Origin of the sequence: Sulfurospirillum sp. SCADC, assembly GCF_000743525.1 — a bacterium.
Classification (GTDB): Bacteria; Campylobacterota; Campylobacteria; order Campylobacterales; family Sulfurospirillaceae; genus Sulfurospirillum.
The window spans coordinates 133,178-147,776 of sequence record NZ_JQGK01000003.1; the positions used below are offsets into that span (position 1 = coordinate 133,178).

At 36.2% G+C, this 14,599-nt stretch carries 19 protein-coding genes; 11 read left to right on the forward strand and 8 right to left on the reverse strand.

Translation table 11 applies throughout. The annotated features are described in order from the left end of the window. Positions 1 to 181: 181 nt before the first annotated feature. A complete protein-coding gene (locus JU57_RS03035) occupies positions 182 to 376 on the reverse strand; it encodes a hypothetical protein (RefSeq protein ID WP_037956764.1) in 195 nt (64 codons plus the stop codon). Between the two features lie 90 nt (positions 377 to 466). Next, entirely contained in the window at positions 467 to 1,096 is a 630-nt protein-coding gene (locus JU57_RS03040) for a prepilin-type N-terminal cleavage/methylation domain-containing protein (RefSeq protein ID WP_037956767.1), read from the reverse strand. A 58-nt stretch (positions 1,097 to 1,154) separates the two neighbouring features. Here JU57_RS03040 and JU57_RS03045 point away from each other — a divergent pair, with 58 nt between their 5' ends. Beyond that, complete coding sequence (locus tag JU57_RS03045; protein WP_037956770.1) at positions 1,155 to 1,463, forward strand: hypothetical protein; 309 nt, start codon at positions 1,155 to 1,157, stop codon at positions 1,461 to 1,463. Between the two features lie 23 nt (positions 1,464 to 1,486). Here the strand turns inward: JU57_RS03045 and JU57_RS03050 are convergent, their stop codons facing one another. After that, positions 1,487 to 2,329, reverse strand: coding sequence for a DUF3800 domain-containing protein (locus JU57_RS03050; RefSeq protein WP_037956774.1), 843 nt, complete (start codon positions 2,327 to 2,329; stop codon positions 1,487 to 1,489). A 510-nt stretch (positions 2,330 to 2,839) separates the two neighbouring features. Here JU57_RS03050 and JU57_RS03055 point away from each other — a divergent pair. The 5 genes from JU57_RS03055 to JU57_RS03075 all read left to right on the forward strand — a co-directional run bounded on the left by JU57_RS03055 (position 2,840) and on the right by JU57_RS03075 (position 9,446). Continuing rightward, a complete protein-coding gene (locus JU57_RS03055; protein ID WP_037956776.1) occupies positions 2,840 to 3,595 on the forward strand; it encodes a DNA/RNA non-specific endonuclease in 756 nt (251 codons plus the stop codon). Positions 3,596 to 3,606: 11 nt separating this feature from the next. Then, a complete protein-coding gene (locus JU57_RS03060) occupies positions 3,607 to 3,873 on the forward strand; it encodes a hypothetical protein (RefSeq protein ID WP_037956779.1) in 267 nt (88 codons plus the stop codon). A gap of 441 nt (positions 3,874 to 4,314) precedes the next feature. Then, positions 4,315 to 5,256, forward strand: coding sequence for a hypothetical protein (locus JU57_RS03065; RefSeq protein WP_037956782.1), 942 nt, complete (start codon positions 4,315 to 4,317; stop codon positions 5,254 to 5,256). A 202-nt stretch (positions 5,257 to 5,458) separates the two neighbouring features. After that, on the forward strand, positions 5,459 to 8,029 hold the full coding sequence (locus JU57_RS13635) for a hypothetical protein (protein ID WP_051906536.1): 2,571 nt from the start codon (positions 5,459 to 5,461) through the stop codon (positions 8,027 to 8,029). After that, the gene (locus JU57_RS03075; protein ID WP_037956785.1) at positions 7,974 to 9,446 is read left to right on the forward strand and encodes a hypothetical protein; all 1,473 of its coding nucleotides are present in this window, start codon (positions 7,974 to 7,976) and stop codon (positions 9,444 to 9,446) included. The genes JU57_RS13635 and JU57_RS03075 overlap by 56 nt, the downstream gene beginning before the upstream one ends. A 100-nt stretch (positions 9,447 to 9,546) precedes the next feature. Here the strand turns inward: JU57_RS03075 and JU57_RS03080 are convergent, their stop codons facing one another. Further along, a complete protein-coding gene (locus tag JU57_RS03080; protein ID WP_037956788.1) occupies positions 9,547 to 9,804 on the reverse strand; it encodes a hypothetical protein in 258 nt (85 codons plus the stop codon). 5 nt (positions 9,805 to 9,809) lie between these two features. Next, complete coding sequence (locus JU57_RS03085; RefSeq protein WP_037956791.1) at positions 9,810 to 10,370, reverse strand: ParA family protein; 561 nt, start codon at positions 10,368 to 10,370, stop codon at positions 9,810 to 9,812. Positions 10,371 to 10,741: 371 nt separating this feature from the next. Here JU57_RS03085 and JU57_RS03090 point away from each other — a divergent pair, with 371 nt between their 5' ends. The 4 genes from JU57_RS03090 (at position 10,742) to JU57_RS03105 (ending at position 11,911) form a co-directional block, all read left to right on the forward strand. Beyond that, the gene (locus JU57_RS03090) at positions 10,742 to 11,116 is read left to right on the forward strand and encodes a hypothetical protein (protein ID WP_037956794.1); all 375 of its coding nucleotides are present in this window, start codon (positions 10,742 to 10,744) and stop codon (positions 11,114 to 11,116) included. Further along, entirely contained in the window at positions 11,113 to 11,424 is a 312-nt protein-coding gene (locus JU57_RS03095) for a hypothetical protein (RefSeq protein ID WP_037956798.1), read from the forward strand. The genes JU57_RS03090 and JU57_RS03095 overlap by 4 nt, the downstream gene beginning before the upstream one ends. Continuing rightward, positions 11,421 to 11,603: a hypothetical protein gene (locus tag JU57_RS03100; RefSeq protein ID WP_037956802.1), complete on the forward strand. Its 183-nt coding sequence runs from the start codon at positions 11,421 to 11,423 to the stop codon at positions 11,601 to 11,603. The genes JU57_RS03095 and JU57_RS03100 overlap by 4 nt, the downstream gene beginning before the upstream one ends. Before the next feature lie 119 nt (positions 11,604 to 11,722). Continuing rightward, positions 11,723 to 11,911 carry a hypothetical protein gene (locus tag JU57_RS03105; protein ID WP_037956804.1) on the forward strand — a complete coding sequence of 63 codons (189 nt, stop codon included), beginning with the start codon at positions 11,723 to 11,725 and terminating at the stop codon, positions 11,909 to 11,911. Positions 11,912 to 12,451: 540 nt separating this feature from the next. On the opposite strand, the gene JU57_RS13960 is transcribed toward JU57_RS03105, so the two are convergent. Continuing rightward, positions 12,452 to 12,622 (reverse strand): hypothetical protein, encoded by a 171-nt coding sequence (locus JU57_RS13960; protein WP_294875560.1) that lies wholly within the window; start codon positions 12,620 to 12,622, stop codon positions 12,452 to 12,454. 67 nt (positions 12,623 to 12,689) lie between these two features. On the opposite strand from JU57_RS13960, the gene JU57_RS03110 reads away from it, so the two are divergent. After that, positions 12,690 to 12,872 carry a hypothetical protein gene (locus JU57_RS03110; protein ID WP_037956808.1) on the forward strand — a complete coding sequence of 61 codons (183 nt, stop codon included), beginning with the start codon at positions 12,690 to 12,692 and terminating at the stop codon, positions 12,870 to 12,872. 232 nt (positions 12,873 to 13,104) lie between these two features. On the opposite strand, the gene JU57_RS03120 is transcribed toward JU57_RS03110, so the two are convergent. Next, positions 13,105 to 13,359, reverse strand: a complete 255-nt coding sequence (locus JU57_RS03120; protein WP_037956814.1) for a hypothetical protein — start codon at positions 13,357 to 13,359, stop codon at positions 13,105 to 13,107. Between the two features lie 229 nt (positions 13,360 to 13,588). Next, positions 13,589 to 14,530 carry a Dna2/Cas4 domain-containing protein gene (locus JU57_RS03125; protein WP_037956819.1) on the reverse strand — a complete coding sequence of 314 codons (942 nt, stop codon included), beginning with the start codon at positions 14,528 to 14,530 and terminating at the stop codon, positions 13,589 to 13,591. Positions 14,531 to 14,599 lie beyond the last annotated feature (69 nt).

Below are 14,599 nucleotides of genomic sequence, written 5' to 3' on the forward strand. Positions count from 1 at the left end.
TAAACTTAATTTGTTGAACTCATATTAAGGATGCTATATTTAATTTCATTAAAGCCAAGTAGAATTATGTTGAAATAGGAGAGGGTGCCCCGAAGATTAAAATTAAATATACATCCCTAAAGATATAATCGTATTTTAGTCTCTAAATATGACTCAATTTTCACTTCACTTGCCATATATCCTAACCTTGAATAAAGGACAACCAATATGCCAATGATAAACTAGCAATGCCAGAAAGGATTAACTCCGTAGCAAAGTGGATTAGATTATTGTTGCCTTTTTCTATCCTCATAGCACCAATGAATTTCATACAAATGATCACGACAAGTGTCAGTAGGCTAAAGAGCGAGACAAAGCGTACAATGAAATCTATCATTTAGCATCCTTTCCCGATAACATATGTTTAGTCACTTCCCTAAATAAATTGTTTAGCGCAATGGCTGTTTAGTTAAATAGCTAAACAGAATTAATACTGCCTCACATACCCTGTTTCAGGCGATAGTTCTATCGTGCGAGTTTGTGTACCATTTGTGATAACAATGGTGCATATTGCAGTAATCAGGTTTTGATGAGGAGCAGTAGCAGGAAAGGTTGTATCGTTATAAGGACGACCCAGATCATCAAAGAATATTCGTCCACCTGCTAAAGCACAATTATTGGTCACTAGAGTAATTCCATATTTTTTAGTTAAATCTAGGCTTAGGTCACGATTTGCTAAGGATGAATCACCTGAAAGAAGTGTCGTAGAATTTTGTGGGTCTTTCGCATACTCTGTTAAATCATTCAGAGCATTATCTTGATCTTTATCTGACATAATCCAATAAACCCAATTTCCATTACCTGTACTATCTGTGGTAAAACGAATTTGCCAACGTTCTCTATAATACGTTGCATCCGCAGCATCAAACTTATTATCTTGCATTGCTAGGTGTTGAGTATAACGAATATGACTTACAATTTGATCAGCAGCTTCAACAACAGTATTACGTTGAAAGCCAGATGCTGCAAAATAAGACAGTATGCCTACAACAACAATAACAAAGACAAGCTCAAGCATTGTAAAAGCTTTACGTGTGATAGTTTGGGAGTTTTTCATGAGGATTATTCTAACATAATTTTGATATTATGGCTGGAAAACAATACAAGGGATTATCATGCATCCTTCGCTCCAAAACATAACTGCTATCACTATAATTATTGCTGGCTTGATCCTAGGTGTTACAACATTTGATACTTACCTCTACAATTACCATACCAAAGAAGCTACTCAAATCATTCTAAAAACAATGGCAAAAGAGTGTCAAATGATTAAAGAGAGAGAAGGACTTGATGATAGTTTTGAGCAAACAAGTATGGCAGTAGATCAGATGTTAGGACAAGGGAATCACACTCTTACTCAAGAGTCTTACTTAGAGTTGATCTCTTTGTGTGTGGTTATGCAAAAGAATAAAGTTAAGATTTAATGTAAAGTATTAAAACACTATTTTTATATAAATAAATGTCCACCGTGTTTTCTATTTACAGGATCAGATACGACAAGCCCACCCATCGATTTACCAAGACCTTGATATCTATATTGCATGCTTTTAATTCTTGCAGCAAAATTTTGCTTAACTATGGCAAATTTAGGTTTTACAAAATTAGGCTGATAAATAGTTGGTGTCAAAAAAGATGTTGCAACTAGAGGATAGATAATTGATGAACATAAAAGATCACAAATTTGTAGGCCTGCATGGTTATCACTAATACCGAAAGATGGCATTTCAATAATTCTTGAGTATTTATTTCCAGAGGAACAAAACATTTGGGTAAATATAGAGTGTGCTATATTTAAATTTTTTCCGTGGTCTCTAGAATCTAAAATCATTATTCCATATCCATCACATGAAGTCAAAAAATTCTGAAATGTTGCTGCAATTGTTTGTATAGCTGTAGAATACATTGAAACTTCACTAATCGAAGTATTGTATTCTTTTATATAAATTTTCCCAGCAATTTTTGCATCTAAGGATTCGATTATAGTTAAAGTATCTTTCATGAAATTTGTAGATATTCTTCTAATATTTCTTGAAGAATCTACCATGTTTCTTCTAATTTGAGTGCCTTTAATTTCATGAAGGATAAGATTAAGATCGTGATTTACAGGAGGTGACGGAGGAAAATAAGTTTGTTTTAGACCCAAAAATCTCATTGTAAGTAAATTCAAATTTTTGAAAGGTACAAAAATACCCGATACAACTAATACTGGTTGATTTTGTTGATGATTTAACGTTGTAAGAATTTGACCGTTTCCAGACTCATCTACGTAACAAACATAAAGATTTTGCATTATTGCTCATTATTTGGACACTAGGGAGAAATCTCCCTAGGATTTGTCGACCACAAATTAAATTTGCGTACAACGTATCTTTAATAGATAGTGAAATAATAGCGATTTTTTTCTTTTATGTCAAACAACGCTTTGATATTCATGTTTAATCATCAAAACTAAATAGTATTTTCTGTTTGGCTCTCAATTTTTTTAATGGCCTTTAAAAGTCGCTGATTGCCGTTTTTTGTGCTGCAAACTTTTCAGCATTTGACCTTCTTTCATAAAATAAATTATTAAGCATTAGTATAAAACATATTATATGCTAAAACGATGAGATAGATGTTATATGGCAAGCTTATTTATTTAGTCAAATAGAATTCCAATTATGTTTATATCTAAGTCTCAATCAATCTTTATCACTAGCTGTATAGTTTGGCTATATTTTGATTCGTATTGACCACAAATATTACGTCAGTATGGTAATATTCCGCTCTGAAAAGCATCTTCACTTTGTCATAGGATCTTATTATGAAAAAAGCATTACTCCTTATCTCTTTATGTTCTATTATGCTCTATGCAGCACCAACAGCTTGTCCTAAATTTTACGTGGAGGGAGAAGCTCCAACAATCATAAATGAGAAGTTGGCTTCTAAAACCAAAGAATTATGTTTTGAAGCATTTGTTGTCATGCACAGTGGTGTTGCAAAGACGCCATTATGGAGTGCCGAATATTTAACAGCAACAGCCATTGATGCAGATATCCCACGTAAAAACAAATTCCATGAAGAGACACGATTACCTATAAACGAACGTGCTCAGATCAATGATTATGCAAAGAGCGGTTATGATAGAGGACATATGAGTCCATCAGCTGATATGCCAACCGAATCAGCTCAAGCGGATAGCTTTAGTTTAGCCAATATGGTTCCCCAAGATCATAATAACAATACAGGTATCTGGTCTAGTATTGAATCAGCTACACGTTACCTTGCAAAGAAAGAAGGCTCTCTTTATATTATCACTGGCCCTATCTTCAAAGGTGATATCAGAGCCATTGGTAATGGCGTTTTAATACCAACCATGATTTATAAAATTATCTATTCACCTAAACAACAAAAAGCAGCAGCATATCTTACCAATAATGCTCCTCCTGGACGAGAGTATCAAGTCATCTCCATTAAAGAGTTAGAAGCATTAACCGGTATTAGCTTCTTTCCAAAGATGAGTGAAGAGAAAAAAGCACAACTGCTCAGCTTACCAGAGCCTAAAGAAATGAAGCACTAAAAGGACAACTCGTGTCAAAAGAAAAACTACTGTGTATTACACCCTTCGAAAATGAAGAAGAAGTTATTACCATACAAGAACTCTCTATTGAAAACAGACTTGATAGAGTCTCCATAAATGGCTCTGTAGACATTACAAAGGATAAACAAGGCTTAGAGTATGCCTTTGCACTTAAACGTCAAATAGACACCATTGTGGAGTATTTAAAAAAGCAAGATTTGTCTGATAAGATTAGTATTGAGAATGTTGACAGAGTTGTGAAGAATCCATTTGAGTAGAATATAAATAATATTTATTTATATTCTACTCAAATTGTCAGACGAATTATAATTTTAGGCATATAAGATTCTATAAAAAGCCTAAAATTCGAGCAAACCTTTAAAAATATATGCCAATTTTTGCACTTCGTTTGGCAAATAATGTTGGAATCTAATTTTATCTCTTACTATAATCAAAATCAAGAAGTTTTTTTTCATTATAAGCTCTTCAAAATTAAATAATATTTTGAAATATTTTTATCACTAAATTCAACTATTTTGTGGCCGTTCATTTAACTAAATCCAAGCTCTGTAGTATATAATATTCGTTGAATAAATAGCTAAATATATAAGGGTGAAAAAATCGAGTCTTTCATTAAGAAAAATCGTATTTTTGTTTTAGGTGCTGGATTCTCCGCAAGTGCTGGAATTCCACTAACTGCAGAACTTCTGAAGTTAGCAATGCAGAAATTTTCTCAAGAATGCCCTGGTCTATTTGAACGAGTAGATGCATATGCTCACGAATGTTTTCAAGATTATAATAATAGTTGTCTTGACTACTCCAAAGTTGATTTTTCAGAATTATGTACGTTTCTTGAATACATTGAGTTGAGAGAATATGGTGGTGGCGAAAGATGGAAGAATGAAGGATCAAGAGAAAAACTTGCATTACGATTTTACCTCGCGAAAACAATTGCAGAAAAGACGCCGACTATAGATAATATTCCCAAAATATATTTAGATTTTGTAAGGCAACTTCACGAACATGACGTTGTCTTTTCATTCAACTGGGATTGTTTATTAGAAATTGCATTAACGAAGATTGGTAAAGCGTATACATATAATTGGAATAATGCCAAAGCAATTAAAATATGTAAAATGCATGGATCAGTAAATTGGCGCCTTAACGAACCACGTTATAGAGGCAAGATGACCGGTGCTTTGCAATGGGAGTCTATGCAATCTACTAAAGGCATGATGAAAGATGAACTTTTTCATACATCAACTCTTTTAGATTATAAAGCATGGCATCAGTTTTCACCTTTGGGTGAATTAGAGCCATTCCTTGTATTACCAGGTTATGGTAAAGCCTTTGATGTTCGTTCCAATGCAGTTCTCTGGTATAAACCTGAGTCAGCATTTGGATTTACCCATGATGTTTATATTATTGGTCTTAGTCTTGCTCCTGACGATTTTTTCATACGAAGTCTATTCTTGTCAAACTTGCCATATATTGATAGTTTTTCTGATATTGAAGAGAGAAAAATTTTCATTATCAATCCAGATCAAAATGCAAAGAAAAACTATGAATTTGTATTATCCCGTGGGCAGGCAGAACTCATTAATGAAAAATTCACCACAGAGCATATAAATTTAATGAAAGAACGGATCAAAAATGTTTAACAAACCAAGATGACCAATCGAAAATTCACCCGTCGGTTTTTCAATTGGTCATTTTGAACGTTATTTACAGATGAAGAAAATCAAGTGAAAGGAGCAATGCAATGCAAAAATACGATAATTTTTCCTATTGCCTATTGCCTATTGCCTATTGCACTAGTATTACCTGTTTGTATTTTGAAACTGCACTTGAGGAGTAATCATAATGGACGATTTTGAAGACACCTATAAAAAAGCAATAGAGGCAGGCGAGCGCAATCTCCGAGCAAAAAAGCTATTAAGCGATTGGTGTTTCTATGCCGAGTTCGCAAGGTCTCCTGGAAGGGGGATGATTGAAGAATCAACGGGTCTTCCTATAGGACATATGGGCGTCCAGTGTAAATTCTCCAAAAAAAACTCCATGCATTCTTGGTTACTGGAGGATTCAGTTTATGACTTCTATCAGAACAACTGTAAGAGTTGTACAGAACGTGTTCCCGTTGGGTTTCCAAATATTATGGATTTTGTTGGTCCAAGAGAAAAAGCTGCAGAAGAGAGAAAAAAGCAACGAGAAAAACAAGAAAGAGAGAGGAAACAGAAACAGAACATTAGGAGGCAAGAAAGAGCACAGCTTCGCCATGATCTTTCTCTGGAAGAGACCTTTGTATTCGATCTATTGGATGAACTTGATCAGGAAGATATAGCAGGGGATGATCCACGTCTGGAGCAACTTGCAAATCTAGCCCCTGAGACATTCACTAGAAAAGTAATACAACATCTCTTGCCAGCAGTGCTGCATGAACACCTACCGTATTCAACACCCGCTATAAAGGCATTGCTCAGAGCGTCGCTGAAACAAGAAGAAAAGCTCTTAGTGGCAGTGTACTTGGTAACCAACCATGAGAAATCGCCTGCGGCTATCGATATAGTTCTATCGGGCGTAGAAAAGCTTTCTCACGACGATCTAATAAAGGTTTTGTATCGCTTTGTGTTTATAGCTTTAGGGCCACCACCTGGTGGGATGTATTATGGAGGGGAAGATCCAATAAGACTTGATTCTACGCCGATTAGTACACTTATCCAGAAAAGACGCACCGATATCTGTACTGAGGTGGATGTACTTATGAATGATGCAAATCCAGAAAGCATCAGGGCTGCCGTTGAAATTATTCTTGCAACAGATGATGACGAATTACTTTCTAAACATACGAGAACTATTTTTGCCAAATTGATTCGGAGGCGAATACTGCTTCATGGAGAACGACAAGATAGTTATGTGCTCCACTATCTTCGAGAAGTGGCATCAAAGTGTTTCGAACGCTTTCCTGAGAAAACTGATGAGATCATCCAATCGTACCTCATTGGCATTGACGATACAGGGAAAAATGAAGCTCATAAAACTTATGCTTCGGTACTAAAATACCAATATACGGGAAAGGTACAAATAGGAACTGCACAACAAATAGCATTCAAAAGATTGCTATGGGCAGCGGTAGAAAGCCCTGATAACTTTGAAAATGACGCTAGGAATTTCTTCAGCTACTCTTGGAATGAATTGTCACAACTTGCAGTCGAACATTTTGATGATCTAATCGGTGCAGCTGCAACACTTAGCGAGAAGTATGATCAAATTGACGCAGAACCCGCTTTCGCGGAGCCTAACAATGTACTTGCCCAAATAGAAAGAAGCAACAAACGCTCTGCTATTGATAGCTTACAAGAGGCCTTCATCGAGTGGGCTACAGTTGGGGCGAGAGCAAGAGGACCTAAAGGGATTGAAGAATTTCTAGAGCTGTATCGTAGGTTGCCAGAAAATCAAACGCAAATGCGTGGAAACATGATAGCTCATGTCTCAAAATTGTTGAGCGGGGTTGAAAGTCTTACACAGGTACTCTCCGATTGGTATGGTGCACTAATGGATGAGAACACACTGATTCGTGCAAAAGCTGCACAAGCATGGGAGTATGTACCATATAAGTTGGTGAAAAACTTCCCAAACCTATTCTTCGAGGCATTTTCCGTCCTGCTTTCAGATCCATATGTGATTGTTCATCAGTCAGCCGTTCATTCGCTTAAGCGCAGATCATTTCCTGAAGAAAAACGAAACCTCATTAAGGGAGGTATTTTGAACATGATTGTTATTTATGCACAAGGAAACAAACAAGAGGAATTCATTATCGATTGCATTGATACATTTGCGTCTCTCTGTCTTTCTCCTGAAGAAAAAAATGGGGAACTCGGGAAGCTACTTTCACATATCTTGCACAGCATGGAAGGGCATGCCCTCTACCATGCTGTTAATCGGTTACACTATAGCTTTCAGAACATTCCTGGCTTTGCTAAAGTGGCGTTGAAATCAATTCAAGATGATTATACTCGTTCCATTTCTATCGATGACTGTGCGTCTTCGATCTTAAGAGCTCCCCAAACTGAACTTCAAGACTGTATATCTGACATCAAAAATGCATTCGAAACACTCAGTCCATTCAGGCGAGAAGATTTTATTGAAGCTCTACTATATGCTGCCGCGTTATCCAAGGCGGGAGATCATTCTGGGACAGCTACTTGTTTTAGAAAACTAATTGCAAGCATTCCAGTAGAAGATAGGAATGAATATTGGAGAATTGAAGCAGCATTAGTTGCATCGGCTTCCGAGATTGAACACGCAATAAAAGAAGGAGAATCATTTGTCGAATTAATCAAACAATGGAGAACCCTTCTATCTGATTTGGAGAAAGAAAATGAGGAAAGAGCTAAACTTCGAGATTTTCCACCGAGCTTTTTATTCGAGAATTGAGATTATAGAAGTACTTGAAGGGGCGCTAAGTCCTTCGCCACATGATTTTGAACGCTTAAAAAAAGCTTCTCTGGAATTCGAAGCAATAATTTTTGAGCTTGGTCAAGGTGATGTAGAAGATCAGTACCGTGCATATCACACTGCCATTGCAATCTTTGTTTTCTTAGTTGAGTGGAAGCATGCCATACGCAATGCCGAACTGGATGCCCAAAGATTCTTAAGTTCGGCAAAACTAAAAGTATCAGAGATTGACAAATCTTTGAGTTTCGCTTCCAATGAGCAGCTGGATATATTTTTGAATCAGGTCAAAATTCTCAAAGACGTGGGTGAATTGACTGCCATCAACAACCATTTGAAACGATGGACATTGCCTCTTCTCTTGTTCGCTAATCTTTTGGTTAGAGATTATGCGGGTTTTCGTACTTCTATCTCCAATGGAAATTCGGAGAAGCCTGAGAAACTTGAAGCGACTGTGGCGTTTTTAAAATTTGACATTGATGGAGAGCCAGCGAAGCATTGGAACTACCTCAAACCAGGGACATCTTATGATCTTACAATAGAGGTCAGAGTCTCAAATTGGCTCCAAGGTGCAAACGAACTTTTATTGACACCTGTAACAATCGATATTCGTGAGAGAGACTGGTTACCTAGTTTCAGGTTTAATAAGCCTGAAGGAGATGGTCCATTCACTCTTACTGGTACCGGTCGAGCAGTTCTAGAGGTAGCTCATTCCTTCGGTTCTAGACCATACGAGTTCCTTTATGCGGCTGAGTTTGATGATGCGAGAAATGGACAAGATGTTGTGATTGTAGGACATCGGCGTCTACTCTTGGAAGGAAGTGATGTTACTTCAAATCCCTTAACTGGGTTTTCAAATGTTGATCGGCATCTCCTCAGCATTCGAAACAAGTTGAGAGCCTTCCCTGGTTTGCATTCAGATGATCTTGCCAACACAATGATTGTACTTAGCGGGTTGGGCAACATCGCTGCACAAGCTCTGAAAAGCAGCATTTTCGAGTATGGTACATCAGAGGCACAATTTCAAAATAAAGCCTCTGAGATGCTTCGAAATAGGCGTGATATTGGAGAGCATTTGCAAGGTCATCCCGAGGCAGCAGGTGGGTTCACTGATCTTACATTCCGGGATATCCCAATTGAATTGAAAGTTGAAAACAATAAAGTTCTGTTTCCAAAAGATTTTAAGAGGTACTTCAACCAAACTGCTGCTTATGCAATCGGTTTAGGAAAAAGAATTAGTGTATTGTCTGTACTCGAAACCTCACCGAAAAAAGAGCCTGTTGGTGCCGTAGAAGACGATATTGAAATCTTTTTTCATCAGACGGGTCAGTCTCAAATTGTAATTGTTGTGGTTGTTATTCGGGGAGGTTTTCCTAAACCTAGTGCTTACTCCAGATAAAACCATCAAATGAAGTGCAAAGGATCCTTTTGTAGTGTGAAATAATTAATATTTATTTTATAACAGTTTTATAACACTATAAAACTGTTATATTTTGGATTTACTTCTCTGCTTTTGCCATTCTAAGTGCTGCCATTTTTATAAACTTCCCAACGGTCATCCCATAGCTATTAGCAGCTGATTCAACAATAGCTAGTTCGCTTGGACTAAAGTATGTAGCATAGCGATTCTCTTTAGCATGTTCGCTTTCAGGTTTCTTAGGTCGTCCACCCTTTTTACGTTCACTCTCCGCAAAAGTAGAAGTTACCGTTGTCTTTGCTTTGCCTAACATAGAATCAATCGATTTTTTCTCTGCCATGATGTTTATTCTCCTTTGAAGAGATCAAGAATGGATGTATATTGTTGATAGACGGTTTTATAAGCACATTTGGAAAGTGGTGTCTCGTTATAAAGCTCTGTGATACTAAGTCCTGTTTCAATAGTATTTTTAAATGCTTTTGAAAGTCTCAATTCAAAAAATTCTAAATTTTCAAAATGAGTAGAGATAGCATCCTTGACCGCTTGAAAATCACTCTCTTTTTCTGTTTTAGTGACAATGATCAAAAGATTACTATTGTAAGGTTGTATCTCTTCAATCGTTTCTACGGTTCTTAAAATGGAGTTATAATCATTAGATGTTGGTATCAGTACAACAGAACTTGCTTTTAAAATTGGGAGTACTCCAGCTGAGACAAATCCTCCAAAATCGTACACACAGTTATCAATGACCTCTGGATTTAATGATATCTTTGCCATATCAGGATAAATGGACTCAATGACTGAATTATCATTGGATTGTAGATAATAACCTAAGTCTTTAGCTAGAGAAAATGCTATTGGTGTTTTACCAACACCACCTTTTTTATTAATGATTGATAAAACCATATATAACCTTTTTATAGCGTTATTTAACATCTATATTATAGTTAAATATCTGTTATATAGCAATAAAAATAAACAACTATGTATATGTCATAAATTATGGCATTCATATATATTTTCTGATGACACATATCCGATAGTGTGACAAATTCTTACATGTTATCTTCAAGTTATGTATCGACTAAAAGGTATTAAATGGCATTCTTTTTTACATTTTATGCTTCTTTGTAATAAAAAACTCTTGATTTTTTCAGCCAAAGTAGTAGAATAAGTTTTACATTCAAAAACAAACTTCCAAAAACTTTTTGACTTCATTTTTTAAATCAAATGAAGAGCTCTATTCAAACTGAATAGTCTCAAAAAGGAGTTTTTACATGTCACCAATCCAACTCACTGTTTTAGCTGGAGTGCTCATGCTCATTACAGCTATGAACCTAAAAATAGCAATATGGTATATTGATCGAAAGCAAGCGAAACGCGCGCTTCAAGATTATTCCAATCAAGAACAAAGTGAAAATACAGCACAGGTAGATGTCCCTTTCACGCTGAATGAAATTAAATGTGTTGATAGCATTTCTAACAATATGGATCAGTATCTTGATGCCTTAAAATCAAAGGAAATGGAAAAAATTGGTATCATGAAGGATGATAAGCTTGTGGCAGTGATGATACCAATTGAGCGATACGAAAAACTTCTTGAGTATGTCTCGCCAGCGCAAGATACTACAGAAGAAAAGGTAAAGCTATGATAGATATTTCTTTACCAACACTATTGTTTATTTTTGCGATTCTTGCAGCACTTGTTATCTATACGTTTATGATGAGATCATTTAATAAGCGCTATAAAATAGCACTAAATCGCTTTTTAGCAAAAGAGATCGCACGCCGTAGCTATCAAAGGTTATATCCTGAATTTAAGTATGAGGTGTACCATATCGATGATCAAAACGAAAGATATCTTTTAGACGAAGCGCTTAAAGAATTTGAAACTTTGATGCAAACGCAAGAATCTGTAACATCAGTGGACGATGTCACTGAAGATAAGGCAAAGCAATGAAAATTGATGGTCCAACTATCGCATTAATACTGAGTATTTTAGGTCTGATGGCAACATTATTTCTTACAAAATTAGGGAACGATGTGAGAAAAAATCGTATTAAAAATCAACGATTATCCTATAGAGAAAAAATTAGCCTAGCAGTTAAAAAACGTTGGCAAGCAGAAACGGAAGGATAAAGCTATGGGGATTAGAGGAGAGAAAAAATGACGTTAGAAAACATTTTAATGATTTTACTGGTATTTGCAGGCTTCTTGGCATTAGGTAAACTACTCCATGAGAGGAAAAATAGATCCTCATGAGCATTACCAAATATGCCTATGGTATTTTTCTCTTGGTTGCAGCGTTGCTTGTCAGTGTGATTGATACTTCATGGAAAGGTACAGTGTTGTGTTGGTTTTTAGTCATGATCGGGATTCTGTCATGCTTTATTGGAAGATATTCAAAGAGTTTTTGGCTTAAAAATTGGCTCAATCGTTATTTTTGAGCTTGTTGACTTTTGATTAACAAAGGATTACGAAAGCATTTAATCTATTCTTCTATACTTTCAGTACCAAGACACTACCTCCTTTTTGTGAATAACCTACCAATTTTTAAGATGATCGCTCGAATTGCCCGGTTCGAGCGTTTTTTTCTTTCTTCAGCTCTAACATCATTAAAACGATTGCCATCTAATACTTCAGGGAATGCCAAATAATACCTTTTAATTGATATCTGATTTGGGAATATAGTACAAGAATTTGACACGCTATCGAATGTGTGTTATTATTCAAAGATAGGCGAATGCCATTTAATACCTTGAGCGTATTCAGCAAATAAATACGTTTGATCTATCTTGGATATAAACGAAAAAGAAGACGCGTACAAATAAATCTTTTGTAGTTCCATTGGAGCTATTGCAAAAAAGGATTAGCTCTTTTGTCTATCAAAAGGCTATATTTGAAGATTTTTAAAATCCTACATGTAGAACTTTAAAAAACCTCAAACTTAGTTGAGGAAAACTTGCTTGAACTTAGCCAAGCGTTTTTTAATTCATTTCAATCTTTTCGCCTAAACTGATTACAAAATGAGTGATCTCATGCAGATCATGTTTGACTCGAAGGTAGGGAATGACTTCGCCTACTTCTTGAGCTTCAACATCTTCAATAATGAGTCCTCTATCTGTGACCAATACAGCGTTAAAAAGTTGTATATTCATGGGATTTTCCTAAAGATAATTTGGGGGAACTTTGCTATGATTTCAAAAATAGATCAAAAGGTATTAAATGGCATTCGTTTCAAAATACGCACTTATATTCTTTTGTGTATCAATGACGCTCATTGCAATGTTTGCATTTTTGCTAAACCAACTTCTTTGGTTCTATGTGAGCTTAGGAGCAATGGTTATCATGCTTGTTGCACATAAATACAAAGATGGATTTGCAAAAAAGTTCGGGTTTTTATTCTAAGACAAGAGTGCTACGCTACCACCCAATAATAAGATCACTGATGAGACCAGAATAAAAAGCACCACTATGACAGATTGAACAACAAGAAGCCTTGTCGTATCATCCTTTCGTTGCAGCCACTCAACATAAAGTATTGTTAAAACTAGTACCGAAATCATGTAAGGAAATAACCCACCTTTTACTAAGATTGCAAGAGGTGCTAAAACACCCCAAAAGAGTGTCTTTAGACTCGCTAGCATAATCTTTTCCTTGCGTGTTGTTTGAACTCTTTTTTTGCGATTTTGGAAAGAAAATTGAAGTCTTCCAGTGCTTTATCTGCATTGCTGTGTTTATACTCAAGGGATTCTTCATCCTTCTCAAGATAATGCACAATAAAATTTCCTTTGCCAAGAAAGGCACTGCTAGGAAACAGTAATTCGGTTAGAACAACTTTGATCTTTTCTCCGAAATTCACCTCGTGAATGATTCTTTCTGCTGTAGCTGACATAATGTCCTCCTTTGCACCTCAAACCCTTCAAAAACAATCAAATAGCACTGTAAAATCCCTATCGTTTCAGGCCTGCAGTTTTGCTTGAGTTTATGTGTTTTTGAGAGAGAACTGTGAGGTGATGTAGAAAAGGACAGACCTATCCCATAAAGGGATAGATAATATCCCCTTATGGGTAGGCTCAATGAGCAACTTTATTTATGAATTGAGTATGAAGCTTGTTTATTTTTCACACAACTTTGAGCTTTTTATATGGCTTACCAGCCTCGATGACTTTATTGGCTACTTCAGGATAATTAGCTTTGAGAAATTGTACGGATACCGTCTCTCTGCCTTTTATCTCTGACATCATCACACTATATTTCACACCGATGCCTTTTTTAATTTTGGCCGCTTCCATAAAAGCTTTAATGTTCTCTTTCAAGTTAGCTGCTTCATTTTCTAAAGGAGAAAGTTCTTTTAGCCTTGTGACCATCGCATCTACTTCATCTGGTAATTTCTCTCCATTTTTTAGCAGTGTTGAGCATTGTGTTTTAAAAGAACAATAAGCGCATAGATCCGAAACTTCGCCTTCTGGTTCTGTTTTAGATTGTACAGCCTCCCATAGCTGTGAAGCTCTTGATAATGCAGTATTTAAAAGCACCTCAGAGAATTCAATGTCAAAGGCAGAATATTCACCGGTATTGACATTGACAGCTACAATAATAGCCCTTGTGTCTCTACCGCTTTGCAATTTTGCCAATTTCAGTTGCAGTTGAACTTGATAAAGCCAACTCAAGCGTGGCTTGTCATCAGGCAAAGGAGAACTGATAGACTTGCATTCAAGAATCACATCTTCCTTTGGAAAACTGACCAAAAAATCGATATGCGATTGAACGTACGTCCATTGACCGTATCCTTTTACTTCAACTTGTTCTTGAAGCCCAATCTTTTTAGGATGATTGGCTAAACCAGCTTTGACGATTCCTTCTGCTACATGACCTCTTTGAAAGATCAACAACTGTTTTAAATTGTGCTCTTCACCTAGTGTTTTGGACAAGTATGATTTCTTCATACATTGACCAATATCAGAAGAGCCTATATATGTTGAACGATCTCCTAGTCCTGAGTCTGTGTTTTGCAGACCTTTCTCTAAAAAATCGAAAATGGGATGTCTATTTGTACGTGACATCTTCTACCTCCTATTGTTTTTTATCGAAACGTATGGTTCCACTAAACCGACCAGGAGATAAATAGACAG

Coding starts and splice junctions, on each gene's coding strand:
- JU57_RS03035 (WP_037956764.1), bottom strand. CDS start 376: ATGATAGATTTCATTGTACGCTTTGTCTCGCTCTTTAGCCTACTGACA.
- JU57_RS03040 (WP_037956767.1), bottom strand. CDS start 1,096: ATGAAAAACTCCCAAACTATCACACGTAAAGCTTTTACAATGCTTGAG.
- JU57_RS03045 (WP_037956770.1), top strand. CDS start 1,155: ATGCATCCTTCGCTCCAAAACATAACTGCTATCACTATAATTATTGCT.
- JU57_RS03050 (WP_037956774.1), bottom strand. CDS start 2,329: ATGCAAAATCTTTATGTTTGTTACGTAGATGAGTCTGGAAACGGTCAA.
- JU57_RS03055 (WP_037956776.1), top strand. CDS start 2,840: ATGAAAAAAGCATTACTCCTTATCTCTTTATGTTCTATTATGCTCTAT.
- JU57_RS03065 (WP_037956782.1), top strand. CDS start 4,315: ATGCAGAAATTTTCTCAAGAATGCCCTGGTCTATTTGAACGAGTAGAT.
- JU57_RS13635 (WP_051906536.1), top strand. CDS start 5,459: ATGGACGATTTTGAAGACACCTATAAAAAAGCAATAGAGGCAGGCGAG.
- JU57_RS03075 (WP_037956785.1), top strand. CDS start 7,974: ATGAGGAAAGAGCTAAACTTCGAGATTTTCCACCGAGCTTTTTATTCG.
- JU57_RS03080 (WP_037956788.1), bottom strand. CDS start 9,804: ATGGCAGAGAAAAAATCGATTGATTCTATGTTAGGCAAAGCAAAGACA.
- JU57_RS03085 (WP_037956791.1), bottom strand. CDS start 10,370: ATGGTTTTATCAATCATTAATAAAAAAGGTGGTGTTGGTAAAACACCA.
- JU57_RS03090 (WP_037956794.1), top strand. CDS start 10,742: ATGTCACCAATCCAACTCACTGTTTTAGCTGGAGTGCTCATGCTCATT.
- JU57_RS03095 (WP_037956798.1), top strand. CDS start 11,113: ATGATAGATATTTCTTTACCAACACTATTGTTTATTTTTGCGATTCTT.
- JU57_RS03100 (WP_037956802.1), top strand. CDS start 11,421: ATGAAAATTGATGGTCCAACTATCGCATTAATACTGAGTATTTTAGGT.
- JU57_RS03105 (WP_037956804.1), top strand. CDS start 11,723: ATGAGCATTACCAAATATGCCTATGGTATTTTTCTCTTGGTTGCAGCG.
- JU57_RS13960 (WP_294875560.1), bottom strand. CDS start 12,622: ATGAATATACAACTTTTTAACGCTGTATTGGTCACAGATAGAGGACTC.
- JU57_RS03110 (WP_037956808.1), top strand. CDS start 12,690: ATGGCATTCGTTTCAAAATACGCACTTATATTCTTTTGTGTATCAATG.
- JU57_RS03120 (WP_037956814.1), bottom strand. CDS start 13,359: ATGTCAGCTACAGCAGAAAGAATCATTCACGAGGTGAATTTCGGAGAA.
- JU57_RS03125 (WP_037956819.1), bottom strand. CDS start 14,530: ATGTCACGTACAAATAGACATCCCATTTTCGATTTTTTAGAGAAAGGT.